The sequence below is a fragment of the Acidovorax facilis genome (assembly GCF_023913775.1).
GTDB classification, from domain to species: Bacteria; Pseudomonadota; Gammaproteobacteria; order Burkholderiales; family Burkholderiaceae_C; genus Acidovorax; species Acidovorax facilis.
The window spans coordinates 1-21,256 of sequence record NZ_JAMXAX010000105.1 but is presented as its reverse complement, the minus strand read 5'-3'; the positions used below and the strand labels follow the sequence as shown (position 1 = coordinate 21,256).

Below are 21,256 nucleotides of genomic sequence, written 5' to 3'. Positions count from 1 at the left end.
CCCACCGCAGCACCCCCGACAAAGACCAGATCGCCCTGCTGGAACCTTTCGAGCGCCTGGGCACGGACCGCATCAGCCTCGTTGCCACCCCAGAACAGGCCGACAAGGCCTGTAATGCCCTGGCAGCGGCCAGCGCCTGGGGGTTCGACACCGAATCCAAACCCACCTTTGTGCAGGGCGAACAGTCCGACGGGCCCCACATCGTGCAGCTGGCCACGCTGGAAACCGCTTGGGTGTTCCAGCTGCACGACCCCGGTTGCCGTGCCCGCGTGGCCGAGCTGCTGGCCCTGCGCGGCGTGACCAAGGCGGGCTTTGGGCTGGGGGATGACACCAAACGCATCCAGCACAAACTGGGCGTGCAACCAGCCGATGTGCTGGAGCTCAACACCGTGTTCCGCCAGCGTGGTTACCGCAAAGACATGGGCGTGAAAGGCGCCGTGGCCGTGCTGTTCAACAAGCGCTTCATCAAGTCCAAGAAAGCCGCGACATCGAACTGGGCCAACGCCCGGCTGACTGAGGCCCAACTTGTCTACGCAGCCAACGATGCGTGGGCAGCGCTGCGGGTGTTCAACGCGCTGGAAGTTTCTGCAGCGCGGTGAGCCGAGTCGGAATCCGACGATTTACTATCAAAACAGTAGCTGGCAGCGCTTACCTATCAAGCGCTAGCAGCCAATTTCGCTTAGATTCTGGCCGCACTCCCCTCACAAACGCGCCGCCAGCCTCGCCGCCTGGTCGATAGCACGCTTGGCATCCAGCTCGCCCGCTTCCAGCGCGCCACCAATTCGGTGCGGCTTGCGGCCGGCAGCCTCCAGTTCCTGCGCCAGGCTGAAGAGGGGCACCTGCCCGGCGCAGAGCACCACGGTATCGCACGCAATCCAGGTGGGGTCTTCGCGCTTGTCGCCGTATGACACCAGCAGGCCCTCGTCGGCAATGCGCTCGTAGTTCACGCCGCTCACCATCTGCACCTCTTTCATCTTGAGCGTGGTGCGGTGGATCCAGCCCGTTGTCTTGCCCAGGCCCGCGCCGAGCTTGCCCTTCTTGCGCTGCAGCAGCGTCACCTGCCGTGCAGGGGGCGTCACGCGCGGGCCGCTGGCGGCCAGGCCACCGCGCGCCTCAGCCGGGTCGGTGATGCCCCATTCGGCCTTCCACGCGGGCAGGTCGAGCGTGGTGGAAGGGTGGTCGCCATGCGTCAGGAATTCGGCCACGTCAAAACCAATGCCGCCCGCGCCGATGATGGCCACGCGCTCGCCCACCGGCTTGCCATGGCGCAGCACGTCGATGTAGCTCAGCACCTTGGGGTGGTCCTGGCCGGGGATCTTCGGGTCGCGGGGCTCCACCCCTGTGGCGACGATGACCTCGTCAAAGCCCACCAGATCGGCGGCCAACACGCGCTCGTTCAGGTGTAGTTGCACGCCCGTGTCTTCCACGCGTGTGGCCAGGTAGCGCAGCATTTCGTGGAACTCTTCCTTGCCCGGAATCACCTTGGCCATGTTGAGCTGGCCACCGATGGCGGGCGCGGCGTCGAACAGATGCACCTCGTGCCCGCGTTCGGCGGCCACGGTGGCGGCGGTCAGGCCCGCTGGCCCGGCGCCCACCACCGCCACACGCTTGCGCGACGACACCGGGCGGTAGACCAGCTCTGTCTCATGGCAAGCGCGTGGGTTCACCAGGCAACTGCTGGTCTTGTTCTGGAACACATGGTCCAGGCAGGCCTGGTTGCAAGCAATGCAGGTGTTGATGCGGTCGGCCCGGCCCTGCGCGGCCTTCTTCACAAACGCAGCATCGGCCAGCAGCGGCCGCGCCATCGATACCATATCGGCGCAGCCATCGGCCAGCACCTGCTCGGCCACCTCGGGCGTGTTGATGCGGTTGGAGGTGACCAGCGGCGTGGCAATGCCCGCCGCCGCAAACTCGGCTTTCATCTTCTGCGTGACCCAGGCAAACGCTGCGCGCGGCACGCTGGTGGCAATAGTGGGCACCCGCGCCTCGTGCCAGCCGATGCCGGTGTTGACGATGTTGGCCCCGCCCGTAGCGACGGCCTTGCCCAGGGTGACGATCTCGTCCCACGCACTGCCGCCGGGCACCAGGTCGATCATCGACAGGCGGTAGATGATGATGAAGTCCTTGCCAACGGCCTCGCGCATGCGGGCCAGGATCTCCACCGGCAGGCGCATGCGGTGGCTGTAGTCGCCGCCCCAGGCGTCGGTGCGCAGGTTGGTGGTTTGCGACAGGAACTGGTTGATGAAATAGCCCTCCGATCCCATCACCTCCACGCCGTCGTAGCCCGCCTCGCGCGCTTTCACGGCACAGTTCACAAACGCACGAATTTGCCGCTCCACCCCGCGCGCCGACAGCGCGAACGGTGTGAACGGCGAGATGGGCGACTGCAGCCGCGAGGGCGCCACCGCCAGCGGATGGTAGGCGTAGCGCCCCGTGTGCAGGATTTGCAGCGCGATCTTGCCGCCCGCACCGTGCACGGCGTCGGTCACCACGCGGTGGCGTTTGGCGGCGCCCGAGGTCGCCAGCGTGCCCGCAAACGGCTTGGCCCAGCCCGCGATGTTGGGCGCAAAGCCGCCCGTCACGATCAGCCCCACATCGCCCTCGGCCCGCTCACGGAAGTACGCCGCCATGCGCGAGAGGTCGCGCCCGTCCTCCAGCCCCGTGTGCATGGAGCCCATCAAAACCCGGTTCTTGATCGTTGTGAAACCCAGGTCGAGCGGCGCGAGCAGGTGCGGATACAGGGCGGCGCCGGGGTTGGGCAGCGTGGAAGCACCAGGTGCTGGCGCGGTGGTGGCGGAGGAATACATGGTGTCTCGTGGGAGTAGAAGGTTTTTCTAGAACTTTATTCTAGAATCTACTTCCATGGCAAGCCGAATCACCCCCAACCCCTCCACAGCCCCTGCCGAGGCCATCACCGACCGCCGCCAGGACATCCTGAACGCCGCCCTCGCCTGCGCTGCCGAAGGCGGCGTGGATGCGGTCACCATCGACGGCGTACGTGCCCGCTGCGGGGCCAGCGTGGGCAGCATCTATCACCACTTTGGCAACCGCGACGGCATCGTGGCAGCATTGTTCTTCGACATCTACCACGACCAGTCGCGCAGCGTGCAGGCGCAACTCGATGCCGCCCAGGGCGTGGAGGCGGGAGTGTTGGCCCTGGTCACGGGCTATCTGGACTGGGTGGTGGCGCAGCCCGAGCGGGCGCGTTTTCTTTTCCAGGCCCGGGGCGCCGTGGCCGCGAGCCCGCGAACGCCCGACCTGGCCGAAGCAGCGCGGCGCCGCAACCAGGCGCTGGTGGCCTGGTTCGAGCCCCACCGCCGGTCGGGCGCGCTGCGCGACCTGCCGTGCGAGCTGATGCCTTCGCTGGTGATGGGGCCGGTGCAGAGCTATTGCAGGGCGTGGCTGTCAGGCAATGCAGGCCAGGGCGGCCTGCCCTCGCCCACGATGTACCGCGCAGAGCTGGCGGACGCGGCTTGGCGGTCCGTGAAAGCCTAGATCTCTAGATCAGTAATGCGGCGGCAGCTCGTCGCGCAGGTTGCGCGGGCCGTTCGAGCCGCCTTCGGGCGCCTGCTGGCGCAACTGAATCACCTCGTGCGTGAGCCGGTCGATCAGTTGCTGCTGCTGGTAGATGGTCATGTTCAGCTGGTCCAGCAGGTCTTCGGTAAAGCTGGCCTTGATCTCTAGGCTTTCGAGGCGCTGGAGAACGTTGGCGAGATCGTTGGTGTCGGACATCGACGCTTCAGATGGCCTGGCCCAGGCGCGCCACGCCTTCGCGGATCTTGTCCACATCAGCCGTGGCGAACGACAGGCGGAAGGTGGCGTGGTCCGGGTTGGCGCAGAAAAACGGCGTGCCGGGCACAAAGGCCACGCCCTTTTCAATGGCGCGCTTGGCCAGCACGTTGCCGTCGGCCACCTTGCCGCCCGCACCCGTCAGGCGCGCCCACACAAACAGGCCGCCCTGCGGCTGCACAAAATCGACCGCGTCGCCCAGCTCCTTGCGCAGCGCGTCGCCCATCGCCTGGGCGCGCTCGGCGTACACCTTGCGCACATGGGCGAGCGTGCCGGGCATGCGGCCGGCTTTGAGGTATTGCGCGGCCGTAGCCTGGGCAAAGGTGCTGGTGTGCGCGTCGCTGAACTGCTTGCACATGGTGGCTTTGCCCAGCAGCTCGGCGGGGGCAATCATCCAGCCCACGCGCAGGCCGGGCGACAGCACCTTGCTCAAGCTGCCGCAGTGCACCAGCAGATCGCGGCTGCCGGGCACGGTGGCCGACAGGTTGAGCAGACTGGGCGGGGGTGCATCGCCAAAGTACAGGTCGCCATAAGGATCGTCTTCGACGATCAGCGTGTTGTGCTTGACGGCCATCTCCAGCACGGCCTTGCGGCGTTCCAGGCTCAGCATGGCACCGCTGGGGTTGCCGAAGGTGGGGATCAGGTAGACGAACTTGGGTTTGTGCTCGGCGATGAGCTTTTCCAGCTCATCGGTCTTCACGCCGTTGCCATCGATGGGCGCGCTGATGAGTTCGGCGCCATACAGGCGAAAGCACTGGATGGTGGCCAGGAAGGTCGGGCCTTCCACGATCACCTTGTCGCCGGGGCTGATGAGGGTCTTGCCCAGCAGGTCCAGCGCCTGCTGGCTGCCGGTGGTGACGATCAGGTTGTCGGCCGCCACATCCTGTGCGCCCTTGCTGGCCATGAAGGCGGCCAGTTGTTCGCGCAACGGGTTGTAGCCTTCGGTGGCGCCGTATTGCAGCGCGGCACCGGGTTCTTCGGTCAGGGCGGCATTGCTGGCTGCACGGATGCCTTCCACGTCGAACATCGCGCTGTCCGGGAATCCTCCCGCAAAGCTGATGATGCCGGGCTTACCCAGCAGCTTGAAAAGCTCACGGATGGCGGAGGTTTCTACGTTGTTCAGGCGGTCGGCAAATTGCATGGCGTGGACGGAAGATGATTGGCAAAGGATTGCGCATTGTCGCCAATTGCCGTGCAGGTTTCCTGCGGCTTAGACTGCAGGGGCAAAAACCTGGCCGACCGCACAACTACCGAGACTAACTATGCCCCTCGAAATCCGTCAGTTGCCCCGCATGCGCCTTGCCTATATGCGCCAGACAGGCCCATATGGCCCATCGCTCACGCAACTTTGGGAGCGGTTCGGCCGCTGGTGCGAAGCAAATCGTTTGAGCGAGCCACGCCCCAAGTACTACGGCATCAGCCTGGACAACCCCGCATGCACCCCGCCCGCACAATGCCGCTACGACGCCTGCGTGCAGGTGGGCGTGGGGCTGCGCACCGGCACGGAGGCCATGATCCAGGACTTTGCCGGTGGCGACTACGCCTGCCTGCGTTTCGTCGGTACCGGGCCCGAGATCGGCGCGGCCTGGGCCAGCATGATGGCCCCGGGCCAGATCCCCGCAGGTTGGGAAGCTGCCCCTCGGCCCGCCATCGAGGTCTACGACGAAGACTTTGCCGTCAACCCCGCCACCGGCGCGTTCCCCTGCTGGCTGTGCCTGGCGGTGCAGCGCACCCACTGAGGCAGTTCGTTCTAACCCTCGCGAAAACGATGCAGGCGCGGGCGCAGCCCCGCATGCCGCAGTACATAAACGACACACCCCGCCCCCATGAAGACGTCTGACATCGAGCCTTTCTTTGCCACCTTGAAGGCCGCCAACCCCATGCCCAACACGGAGCTCGAATACACGACGCCGTTCGAGCTGCTGGCTGCCGTGCTGCTGTCGGCCCAGGCCACGGACGTGGGCGTGAACAAGGCCACGCGCAAGCTGTTCCCGGTAGCGGGCACGCCGCAGGCCATCCTGGACCTGGGGCTTGAGCGACTGGAGGGCTATGTCAAGACCATCGGCCTGTACCGCACCAAGGCCAAAAACCTGATGGAGACCTGCCGCATCCTGGTGGAGCAGCATGGGGGCCAGGTGCCGCGCACGCGCGAAGCCCTGGAAGCCCTGCCCGGTGTGGGCCGCAAGACGGCCAATGTGGTGCTGAACGTGGCCTTCGGCGAGCCGACCATGGCGGTCGATACGCACATCTTTCGCGTAAGCAACCGCACGGGCCTCGCGCCCGGCAAGAACCCGCTGGCAGTGGAACTGCAGCTGATGAAGCGCGTGCCCGCCGAGTATGCGGTGGATTCGCACCACTGGCTCATCCTGCACGGCCGCTACGTGTGCCAGGCACGCAAGCCGCGCTGCTGGGAGTGTGCGGTGAGCAGGTATTGCGACTACCAGCCGAAGACGTTGGCGCCTTGATCAAACATCCTGATTTGTTACTTTTTTGATAGCCACAAGCGCTTTACGATTGAGCGTCAGAAGCATATTTCACTTGATTTTTTACTCGACGGGCTGCCGGATACCCGCGCAATAGCCGTTGCCGACATCCATCGGCAAGGTGCCGCAAAACGTTGCGGCTTTATCCAGGACGTCTTGTGCAATCTCACGCGTGACCCAGCGCTGTCATCTCCCCCGACACCCCCGCCCACGCCACATTGAATCCAGGCACTTTGCGCTCTGGAGGCACGGGGTGCGCACGGAGCGCCCAGGTGGCACCAGCCACCACACTATCGATCACCGGTACCGTCACCTGCGGCTGCACCAGAGCAGCCATGCCGGCCAGCCCCGCCCCGCCCAGGATGACGGCCTGCACACCCATTTGCCGCACCATGTCACGGCAGGCCTGGGCGAGCAGCGTGCGGGCGGCTTCGGGGTCGGCGGCCAGCTGAGCGCCGGTGGGTGCCACGGTGTGGATTCCAGCCAGCGCGTGCGCGTGGCCCAGCGCCTGTGCCAGGCGCTGCAGCATGGGCCCCCAGCGCTCGCCGCCCGTAACGATGGCATAGCGCCCGTGGCGAGCGGCTTCGATGAAAGATGCTTCGGCCAGCCCAGTCACAGGCACGGGGCTGCTTTCGCGCAGCGCCATGAGGCCCGGGTCGCCAAAACAGCCTATCAGCACGGCATCAGGCGGCGGCTGGTGTTGTGACAGTTCATTCGCCCAGGCATCCAGCGCGGCGTGGGCCGCCACTGCATAGCTGGCCTCGCAGGCGATGTAGGGGGCGCCGAAACGCGCCGTGGCTGTGCGCACCGCTACATGCAAGCCCGCTGCAGCCTGCACATGCCGCTGAAGCAAGGCGCTGACGCTGGCCGATGTATTGGGGTTGATGACGAGCAGTTGGCGCATCACAAGGTGGCAGGATTCAGGCGCCCAGCAGTTGCGCCAGGTCGGGCGCGTCGGCAGCCGGTGGCGTGAACTCCAGCTGCGTTTCAATGCGCGCCAAATGCTTGAGCATGAGGCGCGCGGCCTCGCGCGCATCGCGCAGGCGGATCGCATCAATCAACGCCCGGTGCTCGCGGCAGCCGCAGGCGGTGGCCTCTTCGCGTTCGCGCGCATGGCTGGGGCTGTAGGTCATCAGGATGAGCGAGGTGCGCGAGACCAGCTCGCGCAGGATGCGGCCTAGCGTCTGGTGCCCGGCCGCCTGCGCGATGTGCAGGTGAAAGTCGCCCGACAGGCGGATGGCGCGGCGCATGTCGCCACTGGCGCGGGCTGCCTCTTCGTCGTCGATGCAGGTGCGCAGCGCGGCGATGTCGGCGTCGGTGGCGTTGGCGATGAACAGCTCCACCAGGCGCGGCTCCAGCAAGCGGCGGGCCTCGAACACTTCCAGCGCCTCTTGCGGTGTGGGCTGGGCGATGGACGCGCCCCGGTTGGGGGTGAGCGTAACGACCTGCTCGTTGGCCAGCCGCACCAGCACAGGCCGCACCCGCGTGCGCGAGACACCAAACGCTGCCGCCAGCTTGTCCTCCACCAGTTTGGTGCCGGGCGGCAGCCGGTGGTCGAGGATGGCCGACACCATGCGGTCGTACATGTCGTTGTCGCTGAGCTGGCCGGTCGTGTCGGGCTGCACGGGCGGTTCGGTGACCGCAGCGCGCGCGCGCCGGGGCTTGGGGAGGGTGGTCGTCATAAGGGTGCCGTTTTTACCCCGAACGGCCCTTGCGCCTGCGGCCCAAGGCCCACACCAGCGCCAGCGTGATACCCATGACAACGAAGGAGACCACGGTGGTCAGCGTTCCCAATGCGTAGATGGAGGGAGTGGTCACTGTGCTGGTGAGGCCCTGCAGCTCCAGCGGCAGCGTGTTCACATCACCGATGGCCTGCGAGGTACGGGCGATCTCGTCCCAGCTGAGCGTGAAGCCGAACATGCCAATGCCCACGACCGAAGGCGCAATCAACGGCAGCACCACGTGCGCAAAGCCCTGCCAGGGCGTGGCGCCCAGGTCGCGTGCGGCTTCTTCGTACGCAGGGTTGAAACGGTTGAACACCGCAAACATGATGAGCAGGCCAAACGGCAGCGTCCAGGTCAGGTGCGCGCCCAGGGCCGAGGTGAACAGGCCCAGCGACGTGCCGTAGCCCTCCAGCGCACTCTCCATGCCCAGCCATTCCAGCGCCGCCTTGATGCCGTTGTCGATGAGCCGAAACTCCAGCCCGATGCCCAGCGACACGATGATGGACGGCATGATGAGGCTGGCCACCACGATGAAGAACAGCGTGTTGCCGCCCGCCAGCCGCTTGCGAAACGCCAGCCCGGCCAGCACCGACAACACCACGGTGCACAGCATCACCGCCACACCCAGACCCAGTGAGCGCCACAGCGCCGCACCGATGTCCACCACGCCCAGGCCCTCGGCCAGCTTGGTGAACCAGTGCAACGACACGCCGCGCATAGGAAACGTGAGCCCACCTTCGGGCCCCTGGAAGCTCAGGATGAAGATGACGAACATGGGCCCGTACATGAACAGCACGAACAGCGCAAAGAAGATGGCCAGGGGCCAGAAGCTGGCGGGGCGGGAATCGCGCACTTTCATCTCACAGCTCCTTGCGGATATCGACGAGGCGCGTGAGGCCCCAGATGATCATCAGCACCACCGCCAGCAAAATCACCGCATTGGCCGCCGCCAGCGGGAACTGCAGGTAGGACGTCTGCACCTGGATGATCTTGCCGATGGAGGCGATCTGCTGGCCGCCCATCACGCCGATGGTGACGAAGTCGCCCATGACGATGGTGATCACAAAGATGGACCCGATGATGATGCCGGTGCGCGACAGCGGCACGATCACGTTCCACAGCGTCTGCCAGCCACTGGCGCCGCTGTCGCTGGCCGCCTCGATGAGGCTGCGGTCGATGCGCATCATGCTGTTGAAGATGGGCACGATCATGAACATGGTGTAGAGGTGCACAAAGGCCAGCACCACCGAGAAGTCCGAGAACAGCAGCCACTCCACGGGCGTCTCTATCAGGTTCATGCCCATCAGCGTCTGGTTGACCAGCCCATTGCGTCCCAGCAGCGGCACCCACGAGATCATGCGGATCACATTCGATGTCCAGAACGGAATGGTGCACAGCACGAACAGCAGCGTCTGCATGCCCGAAGAGCGCACATGGAAGGCCAAAAAATAGGCCACGGTGAAGCCGATCACCAGCGTGATCAGCCACACCAGAAAACTGAACTTGAGCGTGGACCAATACGTCTTGAGCGTGACGCACAGCCCGTCGGACACGTCACTGCAGCCGTCAAAGATGGACACGTAGTTCTTGAACGTGAAGCCCGGCAGCAACTCGTACTCATTGAAGTCCCAGAAGCTGACCATCACGATCAACGTCAGCGGAATCAGGAAAAACAGCGCAAACACCAGCGTGAACGGCGCAGCCTGCCACCAGGCGGCAATGCTGCGGCCGGGGACAGCTGCAGCAGGTAAGGACTGTGTGGTCGTGCTCATGGTGTTTGCAATCAATGAATTCAAAGGTCTACCGTTCGGCGCTTGCTCTTGAGACTGACGCTGCCCAAGACCAGTGCCCCCGTGCAAGGGCCGCCCCGCCGCACCGGGGGCGTCCCCCTCCCGACCCGCGCAGCGGGTCGAGAGAGGGGTGAAGGCGCACAGCGCCTCAGGGGGTGCACTCCTTATGCAGCGACGAACTCATTCCACTTCTGCACCATGTAGTTGTTCTCGTCCATCAACGCGTTCCAGCAAGCGATGCCGCCCATGCGCGACTCATAACTGCCGCCGTCGCGCACTGCACCGGCCTTGGCCAGCACATCGCCATTGGGGCTCTTGATGTCCTGCGTGGCGGGCTTGCCTTCCATCCAGTAGGCCCACTCGTAGGCTTCCATCTTGGACTTGGCGGTCTCCAGCACGGCGCTGTAGTAGCCCTGGCGGTTCAGATAGGCACCGGCCCAGCCGTCGAGGAACCAGTTGATGAACTCGTACGCGCCATCGAGCTTGCGGCCACTCAGCGTGGCGGGCAGGCCAAAGCCTGCGGCCCAGGCGCGGTAGCCTTCCTTAAGGGGCTGGAAGTTGCAGGCGATGCCCTTGGTGCGCACGGCGGTGACGGCGGGGCTCCACATCGACTGGATGACCACCTCGCCCGATGCCATCAGGTTCACCGACTCGTTGAAGTCCTTCCACAGCGCGCGGAACTGGCCCTGCTTCTTGGCCTCGATCAGGGTCTTGATCGTGAGATCAATCTCCTTCTTGGTCATGTTGCCCTTGTCGGGGTACTTGTAGATACCCATGGCCTCGACCACCATGGCGGCGTCCATGATGCCGATCGAAGGAATATTCAGGATCGCGGTCTTGCCCTTGAACTCAGGGTTGAGCAGCTCGGCCCAGGAGTTGATGGGGCGCTTGATCAGGTCGGGGCGGATGCCCAGCGTGTCGGCGTTGTACACGGTGGGGATCAGGCTCATGAACTGCGTGGGCGCAGTCGCGAATTTCTTGGACTTCTCACCTTCCAGGTAGATCACTTTCTTGGGCGCGGTGCCCTGGTCGCCCACGGCCTTGCCCGCCACCATGCCGGTGGTGAACAGCGTGGTGATCTTGTCGGCGTTCTTGATCTTCTTGGTATCGATGCCATTGAGGTTGCCCGTGGGTACGATCTTTTTCAGCGAGAAGTACTCGGTGTCGATCAGGTCAAAGCTGTTGGGCGCGGTGACGGCGCGCTTGGTCACGTCGTCTGTGGTCACGGCCACGTACTGGATCTCGATGCCGGTGTCGGCCTTGAACTTCTCGGCAATCGCCTTGTCCTGGTTCACCGCCGTGCCCAGGTAGCGCAGCACGATCTTTTCCTGCGAATGCACGGCCGGGAACATGCCAGCGGCCAGGATGCCCGCCGTGCCCTTGAGCAGCGAGCGGCGCGCCACACCAGTGGCTTCAGGGACAACAACAGGGGAATCAGCACGGGAAGCATCGGACATGGGAAAACTCCTTGGGTTGCGGAAGGGGACGGGTGAAAAAAGAGGAGGCGTGGCGACGCGGTCAGGCGGCTACGGCCATTGCGGGAGCGGGAGCAGGCATGGACAGCGGGTGCGCCTGGTCAGGTGTCCAATGCAGTTGCACGCCCTGCCCCACCTGGTAGGGCTGCGCGGCAAAGGCGGCTTCAGACACCATCACCGAATAGGCCGCCGTGGCGTTGGCCGACAGGGCCACGCCCTGCTTTTGCAGGCCCAGCAGCACGTAGGTGCCCTGGTACTCCACATCGGTCACCACGGCCTGCATGCGCTGGGCACCCCAGGGCAATTCGGCACTGGCGGGGGTAATCTGCAAGTGGTCGGTGCGCACGCCCACCTTGCCTTCGGGCGTGTCGATCACGTTGTGCCCGCCCATGAAGCGCGCCACGAATTCGCTGGCGGGCCGGTTATAGACCTCGTGCGGGCTGCCCACCTGCTCGATCACGCCGTGGTTCATCACCACCATGGTGTCGGCCAGGGCCATGGCTTCTTCCTGGCTGTGGGTGACGTGGATAAAGGTCAGGCCCAGTTCCTTCTGCCAGCGTCGCAGCTCGGCGCGCATCTGGATGCGCAAGAAGGGGTCGAGCGCCGACAGCGGCTCATCGAGCAGCAGCACACGCGGCTGGGTGATCAGGGCACGGGCTAGCGCCACACGCTGCTGCTGCCCGCCCGAAAGTTCCGCTGGTTTGCGTTCGGACAGATGACCCAGGGCCACGCGCTCCAGCAGGTCGCGCGCCTTGGCCTGGCGTTCGGCCTTGGCCACGCCTTTCATCTTCAGGCTGAAGGCCACGTTGTCCAGCGCAGAGAGGTGCGGAAACAGCGCAAAGCTCTGGAACATCATGGCCGTGCCGCGTGCAGCGGCAGGCAGGTCGGTGATGTTGCGGTTCTCCAGCAGGATGTCGCCGCTGGTCACCGACTCATGCCCTGCGATCATGCGCAGCGTGGTGCTCTTGCCGCAGCCCGAGGGGCCCAGCAGGCAGCAGTAGCTGCCGCTGGCAATGCGCAGGTTGATCGCATCCACGGCAGGCTTGCCGCTGGCATAGCGCTTGGTGAGCGCAATGATTTCGATGGCTGCGGGGGTAGGCGCAGGAGGAGTACTTTGCATGGCGTATTCCCCACGCAAGGCCCATGCCAACTTTTGTACACAATGTTTTAAGCACTTTGCATACAAACTGCACCAACACGGCGCACATCGGTGCCCCATACCGATTCGCGCCCACGGTGCCACTGGTCCCACCCCGGGCAAACCATGCACCGAAACAGCGCGAACAGGACCGTGCACTCCGGGTGCTTGGCTATACTGGCCTCACGTCTGAAACAATTTATTACGTCATCGCATCCCCCCTTCTCTTGTCTGCCGCATGACGAACCTTGACCCGCGCTCCATGATTGCCCTGGCGGGCTTCATGTCCGCCGTGATGGCCATGGTGCTGCTGTTCATGCGGCGGCACTACCCGCCAAGCATCCGGGGCGTGGGTGGCTGGGCCGCAGCGCCGCTGCTATGGCTGATGTCCACGGTGCTGTTTAGCGCACGCGGCGCCATCCCCGACTGGCTGGGCCTGGTGCTGGCCAACCAGCTGCTGGTGCTGGGCTCGGTCACCTACTACATGGGCACCCGGCAGTTCATGGGCCAGCCCGCTACATGGCGCACCTGGAACTGGGTGATGATGGGTACCACAGTGGTGTTTGTCTGGCTGACCTACGGCTGGCCCAACTATGCCGTGCGAGTGGGCTTCTTCACCATGGTGATGGGAGTGCTGTACGCCATACAACTGCACTTCATGCGGCGGCACGGGGGCCGCAACTTCCCGGTGCGGCTGGTGGAGGTAGTGCTGGCGTTGCACATGCTGGTGCTGGCCGTGCGGCTGGGCTCCATCCTGGCTGGGCACGCGGGCAACGACCTGATGGAACCTTCGCTGCTCCAGACCCTGTATATCGGCGCCTATGCGCTTACCGTGCTCATGCTGTCCATCGGCGCGGTGCTGATGGCCACGGACCGGCTGCGCACAGAGCTGGAACACCTCGCGACCTATGACTCGCTGACCCAGGCCCTCAACCGCCGTGCGCTGCTGCAGCGCTGCGAGGACGAGCTGGAGCGCGCGCAGCGCTACGGCAACGGTCCATCCATCATGATGGTGGACCTGGACAACTTCAAATCGGTGAACGACACACGCGGCCACCAGCATGGCGATGCGGTGCTGGTGCACTTTGCCGAGCGCACCCGCCAGGTGCTTCGCCGCGCCGACCGCCTGGGCCGCTACGGGGGCGAGGAATTTCTGGTGCTGCTGCCAGGAGCCGACGCGCAAGCCGCCCTGGCCGTGGCCCAGCGCATCCACGCCACGCTGGCCTCGGGCCACCCGCTGGACTGCGAGGTGAGCATCGGACTGACCAGCTGGTCTGGGTCACACGAGACCCTGGACGCCATGCTCTCCCGCGCCGACGCCGCGCTGTACCGCGCCAAGGAAGAAGGCCGCAACCGCACCGTGGTGGGCTAAGACCTCTCCCAGTTCGGAAGTTCAGGCTGTCTGCGTGGCCACGCCGGCCGATTCAAAACTCGCCATCTCGCGCAACACGGCGCAGGCCGATTGCAGCAACGGCCAGGCCAGTGCCGCGCCCGACCCCTCGCCCAGGCGCAAGCCCAGGTCCAGCAAGGGCTCGGCCTGCATCTGCGCCAGCATCAGGCTGTGGCCCCGTTCGCCCGAACGGTGGGCAAACACGCAGCGCTGCAGCACCTGCGGCGCAATGCGGCTGGCCACAAGCACGGCCGCGCTGGTGATGAAGCCGTCCACCACAATCACGCGCCGCTCGGCCGCTGCCTGCAGCACCGCCCCCACCAGCGTGGCCACCTCGTAGCCCCCCAGGGCAGCCAGGGCCTCCAGAGGGCTGGTGGCGCCCGCATTGGCATCCAGCGCCTGCTGCAGCACTGCGCGCTTGCGTTCGATGCCAGCGGCGTCCAGGCCCGTGCCCGCGCCCGTCACCTCGGCCAGCGGCACCCCCGCCAGGCGCGCCAGCAGCAGCGACGCCACCGAGGTGTTGGCAATGCCCATCTCGCCCAGCAGCAAGGCGTTGCCTGGCAGGGCACGCACCACCTCCACCCCGTTGGCCAGCGCCTGGGCACATTGCTCGGCACTCATTGCCGGGCCGACGGAGGCATCCTGCGTGCCGGGTGCCACCTTGCGCAGCAACAAGCGGGGCTGGCCGGGTACTGCATCACGCGCCGCAATGGGCTTGGCCACGCCACAGTCCACCACCGTCAGGCCCAGGCCATGCTGGCGGGCCAGCACGCTGACTGCCGCGCCACCCGCCAGAAAGTTCTCCACCATCTGCCAGGTCACATCGCTCGGGAACGCCGAGACACCCCGCGCGGCCAGGCCGTGGTCGCCCGCGCACACCAGCATCTGGGGGGCATGCAGCACGGGGGATTCGGTGCCCAGAATCACGCCCAGGCGCTGCGCCAGGCGCTCCAGCAGGCCCAGCGAGCCCAGGGGCTTGGTCTTGTGGTCAATGACGTGCTGCAGGCGGCTGGCCAACGCGGCATCATGCAGGTCAGCAACGGATGGAAGTACGAAAGGTGAGGTCATGGTGATGGAGAACACAAAGAACGCCGTGCACAAAGCGGCACAGCAGGGTTTTGAAAAAGAAGCGCAGGCCTACGCGCGCGGCAGGCCGGACTACCCGGCGGCGCTGTCGGCCTGGCTGGCACAGACGTTGGGGCTGGGCCCCGGTCGCGAGGTGGCCGATGTGGGCGCGGGCACCGGCAAGTTCACCGCGCTGCTCGCAACCACCGGGGCCACGGTGGTGGGCGTGGAGCCCGTGGACGCCATGCGCGCCAAGATCGAAGCGTTGCAACTGCCCACGGTGCGCGCCGTGGCGGGCACGGCACAGGCCATTCCGCTGCCGTCCGGCGCGCTGGATGCCGTGGTCTGTGCACAGGCCTTCCACTGGTTTGCCACCCGCGAAGCCCTGGACGAATTCCACCGCGTGCTGCGGCCGGGCGGCAAGTTGGGACTGGTGTGGAACGTGCGCGATGAGTCGGTGGACTGGGTGGCCGAGCTCACCACGATCATCACGCCCTACGAGGGCGATGCCCCGCGCTTCTACAAGGGCGACTGGCGCAAGCCCTTTCCGCACCCCGGTTTCGGCCCATTGGTCGAGACCCGGCTGACCCACGAGCATGTGGGGCCACCCCAGCAGGTCATCGTGGACCGATTCATGTCGATCAGCTTTATCGCGGCCCTGCCGGATGCCGAACGCGCTACGGTGCGCGCCCAGATCGAGGCTTTGATAGCCCGACACCCCGCGCTGCGCGGGCAGGACAACGTGCGCTTTCCGTACACCACCCTCGCCTGCCACTGCGAACGGGTGTGAGGGGCTGAATGGCGCCACGGTATCCGGCGAGCTAAGGCGCCACCAGCGCATCCAGCACGCCCGGTGTGAAGCTGGTGCTCAGGAAGCCTGCGAGTCCGTCAAACACGCTGTCCAGCGTGGGCGCCTGCGCGCCAAACAGCGCGTGCAGTACCGCAGCATCCTCGAACAAGCCGTGCAGGTACACACCCAGCACGTTGCCTGCCGGGTTCTGCCAGGCGATGCCGGGGATGACCTCGCGCGCCACATCGCCCTTGGCAGCCATGGCCGGGTGCTGGGCGGTCTGGCCGTGGTGGATTTCGTAGCCCGTGGCGGACACACCCGCCAGCGCAGCCCAGGCCCCCAACACCGCACCAAACTGCGCCTGGGTGCGTTGCACGGTCTTGGCAACCTCGAAGGTGGTGACCAGCGGCAGCAGGCCCAGGCCCGGCGCATTGCCGTCGATGCCTGCGGTGTCGATCAATGCCTCGCCCAGCATCTGCAGGCCGCCACACACGCCCAGCACCGTGCCGCCCTGCCCCGCGTGATGGGCAATGGCCTGGTCCAGCCCTTGCGCGCGCAGCCAGGCCAGGTCGGCAGCGGTGGACTTGGAGCCCGGCAGCACCACCCAGTCGGTGGGCTTGAGGCCCGCCAGGTCGGCCGGGCTGCGCGCCCAGATCAGGCGCACGCCGGGCACGTTCTTGAGCGGCTGAAACTCGTCCAGGTTGCTGATGCGCGGGTAGGCGATGACGGCCACGGTGGTGTGGACCGCGCCCGCTGACAAGGTGCGGTCATCAAACACGCCGTCCTCCTCGGGCAGGCCGTGGCGCCATTGCATGGGGATGGTGGCCACGGTGGGCACACCCGTGAGGTCTTGCAGCATCTGCGGCGCAGGCGCCAGCAGGCTGGCATCGCCGCGAAACTTGTTGAGCACAAAGCCATGGACCAGCGCGCGCTCGTCCTCGGGCAACAGTGCCCAGGTGCCGTACAGGTGGGCGAACGCGCCGCCCCGGTCGATGTCGGTCACCAGCAGGCAGCGAGCATCGGCATGGCGGGCCACGCGCATGTTGACGATGTCGCTGGCGTGCAGGTTGATCTCTGCGGGCGAACCGGCGCCCTCGATCACCACCACGTCGTTCTCGGCACGCAGTGCATCCAGCGCTGCAGCGATCTGCGGCCACACCTTTTCGCTGCGGCCGCGCCAGGGCATGGCCGTGAGCTCGGCACTCACCTGCCCCATCAGCACGACCTGGCTGTGCGTGTCGGCCTCGGGCTTGAGCAGCAGCGGGTTCATGCGCACCTCAGGCTCGGCACGCGCAGCCAGGGCCTGGAAATACTGGGCGCTGCCGATTTCACCCATCACACCTGCAGGGCCCGACACCACACGTGCGTTGTTGCTCATATTCTGTGCCTTGAACGGAGCAACCTTCAGACCCTGGTTGCTGTAGTAGCGGCACAGCGCCGTGGTGAGCCAGCTTTTGCCGGCGCCGCTGGTGGTGCCCAGCACCATCACACAACGGGCCAATTGGGGAGCAGAGTTTTCAGTCAAGGCAGTGGGCGGACCATGCGGTCCATGATGTGTTCAAGTGCTGCAGCCGCATCGGTGCAGCGGCCCGTGTGCACGGGAGAGGTCTGGATGATGGCGCTGCGTTTGGCGGTGAGCCAGTGAAAGCGCTGGCGGTACGGCAGGCGCGCAATGGGGCCACAGCCTTCGTCGCCCGCACAGATGGCCACGATGGCGGCCAGGTGGCGGCGCACGGTGTCGATGTCGGCGTGCGGGTCCATGGCCAGCAGACGCGCTTCATCGAGCGCGATGGCAGCCTGCAAAAAGCCGGTGCGCTGGCACGACAGGATCACGCCCGCGTTGATGAACTCTTCACGCTCCACGCGCGGCACCACGCGCACGATGGCGTAGTCATACACCTCAGGCGCGTGCATCGACGGCCTCCTTCAGTGCATTCACCCAGGTGGCGCGCCCGGCCAGGCGGGCGCAGAAGTAGTCCACATAGGCCTGGCGGTGGGTAGGGGCAGCGGTCAGCAGGCCTTCTTCGTGATCTGCACCGGCCAGCAACAAGAACTCGTCGGGCACCTCGGCCAGGATGCCCGCCACCACCTCGGGCGTGAGGCGCGCGGCCAGCTCGGCATCCACCTGCGCGAGCAGCGTGGCCCGGGCCAGCAGCACATGGTCGGCAATGGGCGCAAAAGGTTTGGCGGGCAGGGCCACCGTGCCGTTCCAGGCGTGGTGAAAGGTCAGCGCCGCACCGTGGTCGATGAGCCAGGGCTGGCGGTGCCACATCAGCAGATTGGTGTTGCGCGCAGTGCGGTCCACATTGCCCACCAAGGCATCGAACCACACGAGGCGCGAGGCAAAATCATCCGACACCACATCCACCGCCGGGTCGAAATTGAGCGCGCCCGACAGGTAATCCAGCCCCACGTTCAGGCCACCGCTGGCCCGTACCAGGTCCTGGATTTCGGGATCGGGCTCGGTCTGCGCCAGGGCGGGGTCGAGCTGGGCCAGCACGATCTCGGGCACGGGCAGGCCCAGCGCACGGGCGATGCCGCCCGCAATGATCTCGGCCAGCAGTGCGCGCACGCCCTGCCCTGCGCCACGGAACTTGAGCACGTAGGTGCCCAGGTCGTCGCCCTCGACGATGGCAGGCATGGAGCCACCTTCACGCAGCGGCGTGACGTAGCGGTTGACGGTGATGGTTCTCACAAGGTCTCCCTCGATCCGATGGAATGCGGGATGGTACGGCCCGGCAGCGCCTGCCATGCGGCCTGCAGCGCATCTTGTGCCGCGGGCGCCAGCACCCCCAGGCGCACGGTGCCGTGGAGGCCGAACGACGTCGCATCCCGCAGCTTGATGCCGCTGGCTCGCAGCGCGGCCAGATCGCTTTGCAACGTGTTGGTGGCGGGCTGCGCGCAGAAATAGTTGGCCAGGCTGCGTGAGTGCACAGCCCAGCCCAGATCGGTGCACAGCGTCTGCTGGCGCGCCTTCCAATCGCCCAGAGTGCGCAGGCTGTGCACCAGCCATTGCTGCACGGTGGCCTGCGTCCACGCCTGCAGCAGTGCCACGCCGTGGGCGCCCACAGGCCAGGAAGACGCCAGGGCCGTCAGCCCCAGCGCCTGCTCTTCACAGTCTGGTGGCGCAATCGCATAGGCGGCACGTACACCCGTCAGCCCCAGGGCCTTGTTGGGGGTCCAGAGCTGCCAGCAGGGCGAGGGCATGCGCGGCGACGGCGCGCCCGTCCATGCGCCCTCCGCATCGAGCCGCAGGGGGACATACGCGCAGTCGAGCACACGCCAGGCAACGTCGGCATCGCTTTGTCGCCAACCGCGCAACGAGGAATCCTCCACACCCAGAGGGCTGGAGGGCTCGCACGCCCATTGCAAACCCGCCGCGGCACCACCGCTGCGCAGCACTTCCAGCCCCCGCACCTGCGCGGCCTGGGCGTAGTCCCCATAGCTGTGCGGCGGCACCGCTACTTGCACTGCGCCCTGCTGTGCGGCCAGCGCGGTGATGCGGTGGATGAACTCGCTGGCACTGGCCGCCAGCACGATGCGCCCTGGCGATACGCCGTGGAAGGCGCCCAGGGCCTCGCGCAGGGCCGTGTAGGCCGGGTCGGGGTAGCGCGTGGCATCGGCCGACTGGAGGGCGTGCAGCGCCTCCGGGCAGGGCCCGCAGGCGTTGCTGTTGGTCGAAAAATCAAACACCGGGATGCCCGCAGCGTCCGGCCCACCATGCAATTGCACAGGCAAGCAAAAAGGACCTGGGAATGTCATGCATGCACCCAGGCAAAGGCAACCAGGACCAGCAGCTGAAGGGCGGCCGCCACCGGCACCATCGCCAGCACCACCTGAGTGCCCAGGCGCGCGGCACGACGCGTATCGAGTGGCCCAACCCGGCCGCCCTTGCTGTGCAGCGTGTACACACCCGGCTTGGCCAGGCGCACGTTCAACGCCAGTGCCATGGCCGCCATGGGCCAGCCGCTGTTGGGGGATGGCGTCTTGCGCGCCTGGCGGGCCAGAGTGGAAAAAGGCAGGCCCTTGGCGACCACCGCCAACAACAAGGCCGTGATGCGTGCAGGCACCCACGACAGCACGTCGTCCGCCCGCGCCGCCCACTTGCCCGCCCATTGCCAGTACCGCCCGCCGCGCATGCCCGGGTAACCCCACATGGCATCGGCCGTATTGGCAAAGCGGTACAGCGCAGCGCCCGGCAGGCCCAGCAGCGCAAACCAGAACAACGGCGCCACCACGGAGTCGTTGAGGTTCTCGGCCAGCGACTCGATGGCCGATTCGCGCACCTGCACGGCAGTGAGCGCGCTTACATCCCGGCTCACCAGCCGGGCCAGCTGCGCACGCCCGGCGGGCAGCGATTGGCCTAGCGCCACCTCCACCGCCAGCACTTCATCGTGCAGCATGCGCCAGGCCAGCAGGGGCTTGAGCAGCAGTGCCAGCAACGCCGCCGCCACAAAACCGTGCAGCATCAGCACCAGCTTCTGCGCCGCCCAACCGAGTATAAAAACAATAGCAGCCAGCGCACACCAGACAAGCGCTGCGCGCCAAAATAGCTTGAAATCTCGGGCCACTGGCATCCGGGGCGCCAGGCGCTCACCCCACCACTGCAGCGCCCGCCCCATCCAGACCACCGGGTGCCAGGCAGCGGGCGGCTCGCCCAGCCACCAGTCCACCGCCAGCGCCAGCAGCGGCACGCCGATCCACACCGCCACCATGGGCCAGCCCCCGGCGGGTGTGAGCAACAAAAGCCAGTGGTCGGACACGGCGGCCTCACTAATCTTCGATGCCGCGCTGCGCGGGAATGCCCGCCTTGAACGCGTGCTTGATCAGCTGCATCTCGGTCACGGTGTCGGCCAGCTCGATGATCTCGGGGGGGGCAGCGGCGGCCGGTGAGGCACACGTGCACGTCCTTGGGCCGATCGCGCAGGGTCTGCAACACGCCGTCGAGCGGCAGCCAGCCGTAGATCAGCGGGTAGGTGATCTCGTCCAGCACCACCAGAAAATGCTCGCCCGACAGGATGGCGGCGCGCGCCTTCTCCCAGCCGTCGCGCGCGAGCTGGGCCGAGTGCTCCAGGTCCTTGCTCTTCCAGCTGAAGCCGTCGCCCAGCCCCTCGATGGGCAGGCCAATCTGCTCGAACATGCGGTGCTCGCCAAAACGCGCGGTGGGCACCTTCATGAACTGGAAGATCTTCACGGCCTTGCCCCGGCCATGGGCGCGCAGCGCCAGGCCAAAGGCGGCCGTGCTTTTGCCCTTGCCGTCGCCGGTGTTGACGATGACGATGCCCCGGCGTTCGCCCTCGGGCTTTTCGTAGCGTTTTTCGGTGGGCGGGGTTTCGATCTGCATGGTGTCGATTCTTTCAGAGAGACCGGGCATCACACGCCGGCCGGTTGCAACGGGGAAGACAGCGAGGACGGACGGCGCGCCTGCCACGCGGCGCCCGCCATCGCCACCAGAGCCATGACCAGCAGGGCCACGATGCCCGCCATGCGCTCCACGGGGCTGGGCTCTTTGACGGCGTCGGGGGCTTTGCGCTCGGGCTGCCGCTCCAGCAACACGCCCATGGTAGGCACGGCGGGCGCGGAAGGTGGTGCTTCTGCCTGGGCGGGCGGCG

The 21,256-nt window shown here is 66.3% G+C and carries 22 protein-coding genes and 1 pseudogene; 6 read left to right on the top strand and 17 right to left on the bottom strand.

Annotated elements, in window-relative coordinates; genetic code table 11:
• A partial coding sequence (locus tag NFX52_RS22420) for a 3'-5' exonuclease (protein WP_252635827.1) occupies positions 1-599 on the top strand: 599 nt, incomplete at its 5' end.
• Between the two features lie 102 nt (positions 600-701).
• Here the strand turns inward: NFX52_RS22420 and NFX52_RS22415 are convergent.
• Positions 702-2,807: an NADPH-dependent 2,4-dienoyl-CoA reductase gene (locus NFX52_RS22415; RefSeq protein ID WP_055395278.1), complete on the bottom strand. Its 2,106-nt coding sequence runs from the start codon at positions 2,805-2,807 to the stop codon at positions 702-704.
• Positions 2,808-2,862: 55 nt separating this feature from the next.
• Here NFX52_RS22415 and NFX52_RS22410 point away from each other — a divergent pair, with 55 nt between their 5' ends.
• Positions 2,863-3,495 (top strand): TetR/AcrR family transcriptional regulator, encoded by a 633-nt coding sequence (locus tag NFX52_RS22410; RefSeq protein ID WP_055395276.1) that lies wholly within the window; start codon positions 2,863-2,865, stop codon positions 3,493-3,495.
• Positions 3,496-3,504: 9 nt separating this feature from the next.
• Here NFX52_RS22410 and NFX52_RS22405 read toward each other — a convergent pair whose 3' ends face one another.
• On the bottom strand, positions 3,505-3,732 hold the full coding sequence (locus tag NFX52_RS22405; RefSeq protein WP_008906148.1) for a SlyX family protein: 228 nt from the start codon (positions 3,730-3,732) through the stop codon (positions 3,505-3,507).
• A gap of 7 nt (positions 3,733-3,739) precedes the next feature.
• On the bottom strand, positions 3,740-4,930 hold the full coding sequence (locus NFX52_RS22400; protein WP_207401963.1) for an aminotransferase-like domain-containing protein: 1,191 nt from the start codon (positions 4,928-4,930) through the stop codon (positions 3,740-3,742).
• A gap of 121 nt (positions 4,931-5,051) precedes the next feature.
• Here NFX52_RS22400 and NFX52_RS22395 point away from each other — a divergent pair, with 121 nt between their 5' ends.
• Both NFX52_RS22395 and nth read left to right on the top strand, forming a co-directional pair.
• Positions 5,052-5,528 carry an AraC family transcriptional regulator gene (locus NFX52_RS22395; RefSeq protein ID WP_055395273.1) on the top strand — a complete coding sequence of 159 codons (477 nt, stop codon included), beginning with the start codon at positions 5,052-5,054 and terminating at the stop codon, positions 5,526-5,528.
• Positions 5,529-5,615: 87 nt separating this feature from the next.
• The gene (gene nth, locus NFX52_RS22390; protein WP_055395271.1) at positions 5,616-6,254 is read left to right on the top strand and encodes an endonuclease III; all 639 of its coding nucleotides are present in this window, start codon (positions 5,616-5,618) and stop codon (positions 6,252-6,254) included.
• A gap of 184 nt (positions 6,255-6,438) precedes the next feature.
• Here nth and NFX52_RS22385 read toward each other — a convergent pair whose 3' ends face one another.
• From NFX52_RS22385 to NFX52_RS22360, 6 genes are all read right to left on the bottom strand, one after another.
• Complete coding sequence (locus NFX52_RS22385; protein ID WP_055395269.1) at positions 6,439-7,176, bottom strand: aspartate/glutamate racemase family protein; 738 nt, start codon at positions 7,174-7,176, stop codon at positions 6,439-6,441.
• Positions 7,177-7,192: 16 nt separating this feature from the next.
• Complete coding sequence (locus NFX52_RS22380) at positions 7,193-7,954, bottom strand: GntR family transcriptional regulator (protein WP_055395268.1); 762 nt, start codon at positions 7,952-7,954, stop codon at positions 7,193-7,195.
• 13 nt (positions 7,955-7,967) lie between these two features.
• Positions 7,968-8,855: an ABC transporter permease gene (locus tag NFX52_RS22375; RefSeq protein WP_055395267.1), complete on the bottom strand. Its 888-nt coding sequence runs from the start codon at positions 8,853-8,855 to the stop codon at positions 7,968-7,970.
• A gap of 1 nt (position 8,856) precedes the next feature.
• Positions 8,857-9,768: an ABC transporter permease gene (locus tag NFX52_RS22370; protein WP_055395265.1), complete on the bottom strand. Its 912-nt coding sequence runs from the start codon at positions 9,766-9,768 to the stop codon at positions 8,857-8,859.
• 182 nt (positions 9,769-9,950) lie between these two features.
• Positions 9,951-11,243, bottom strand: coding sequence for an ABC transporter substrate-binding protein (locus tag NFX52_RS22365; RefSeq protein WP_055395263.1), 1,293 nt, complete (start codon positions 11,241-11,243; stop codon positions 9,951-9,953).
• 61 nt (positions 11,244-11,304) lie between these two features.
• Complete coding sequence (locus tag NFX52_RS22360) at positions 11,305-12,381, bottom strand: ABC transporter ATP-binding protein (RefSeq protein WP_055395261.1); 1,077 nt, start codon at positions 12,379-12,381, stop codon at positions 11,305-11,307.
• A 256-nt stretch (positions 12,382-12,637) separates the two neighbouring features.
• Here NFX52_RS22360 and NFX52_RS22355 point away from each other — a divergent pair, with 256 nt between their 5' ends.
• Positions 12,638-13,771 carry a GGDEF domain-containing protein gene (locus NFX52_RS22355; protein ID WP_238385503.1) on the top strand — a complete coding sequence of 378 codons (1,134 nt, stop codon included), beginning with the start codon at positions 12,638-12,640 and terminating at the stop codon, positions 13,769-13,771.
• Between the two features lie 21 nt (positions 13,772-13,792).
• Here the strand turns inward: NFX52_RS22355 and cobT are convergent, their stop codons facing one another.
• Positions 13,793-14,857 carry a nicotinate-nucleotide--dimethylbenzimidazole phosphoribosyltransferase gene (gene cobT / locus NFX52_RS22350; protein ID WP_055395257.1) on the bottom strand — a complete coding sequence of 355 codons (1,065 nt, stop codon included), beginning with the start codon at positions 14,855-14,857 and terminating at the stop codon, positions 13,793-13,795.
• On the opposite strand from cobT, the gene NFX52_RS22345 reads away from it, so the two are divergent.
• On the top strand, positions 14,856-15,644 hold the full coding sequence (locus tag NFX52_RS22345) for a class I SAM-dependent methyltransferase (RefSeq protein WP_055395254.1): 789 nt from the start codon (positions 14,856-14,858) through the stop codon (positions 15,642-15,644). The two genes, cobT and NFX52_RS22345, sit on opposite strands and share 2 nt — an antisense overlap.
• Positions 15,645-15,675: 31 nt before the next feature.
• On the opposite strand, the gene NFX52_RS22340 is transcribed toward NFX52_RS22345, so the two are convergent.
• From NFX52_RS22340 to NFX52_RS22310, 7 genes and pseudogenes are all read right to left on the bottom strand, one after another.
• Positions 15,676-17,130: a cobyric acid synthase gene (locus NFX52_RS22340; RefSeq protein ID WP_055395252.1), complete on the bottom strand. Its 1,455-nt coding sequence runs from the start codon at positions 17,128-17,130 to the stop codon at positions 15,676-15,678.
• 35 nt (positions 17,131-17,165) lie between these two features.
• Complete coding sequence (locus NFX52_RS22335) at positions 17,166-17,558, bottom strand: DUF3037 domain-containing protein (protein WP_055395250.1); 393 nt, start codon at positions 17,556-17,558, stop codon at positions 17,166-17,168.
• Positions 17,545-18,339 (bottom strand): HipA family kinase, encoded by a 795-nt coding sequence (locus NFX52_RS22330; RefSeq protein ID WP_055395248.1) that lies wholly within the window; start codon positions 18,337-18,339, stop codon positions 17,545-17,547. Before NFX52_RS22330 ends, NFX52_RS22335 begins: the two co-directional genes overlap by 14 nt.
• Entirely contained in the window at positions 18,336-19,406 is a 1,071-nt protein-coding gene (locus NFX52_RS22325; RefSeq protein WP_055395243.1) for an aminotransferase class I/II-fold pyridoxal phosphate-dependent enzyme, read from the bottom strand. Before NFX52_RS22325 ends, NFX52_RS22330 begins: the two co-directional genes overlap by 4 nt.
• Entirely contained in the window at positions 19,403-20,359 is a 957-nt protein-coding gene (cbiB, locus tag NFX52_RS22320) for an adenosylcobinamide-phosphate synthase CbiB (protein ID WP_055395241.1), read from the bottom strand. Before cbiB ends, NFX52_RS22325 begins: the two co-directional genes overlap by 4 nt.
• A gap of 58 nt (positions 20,360-20,417) precedes the next feature.
• A pseudogene (gene cobO, locus NFX52_RS22315) lies at positions 20,418-20,988 on the bottom strand (cob(I)yrinic acid a,c-diamide adenosyltransferase).
• A gap of 29 nt (positions 20,989-21,017) precedes the next feature.
• On the bottom strand, positions 21,018-21,256 hold a 239-nt coding region (locus tag NFX52_RS22310; RefSeq protein WP_252635826.1), incomplete at its 5' end, for a hypothetical protein.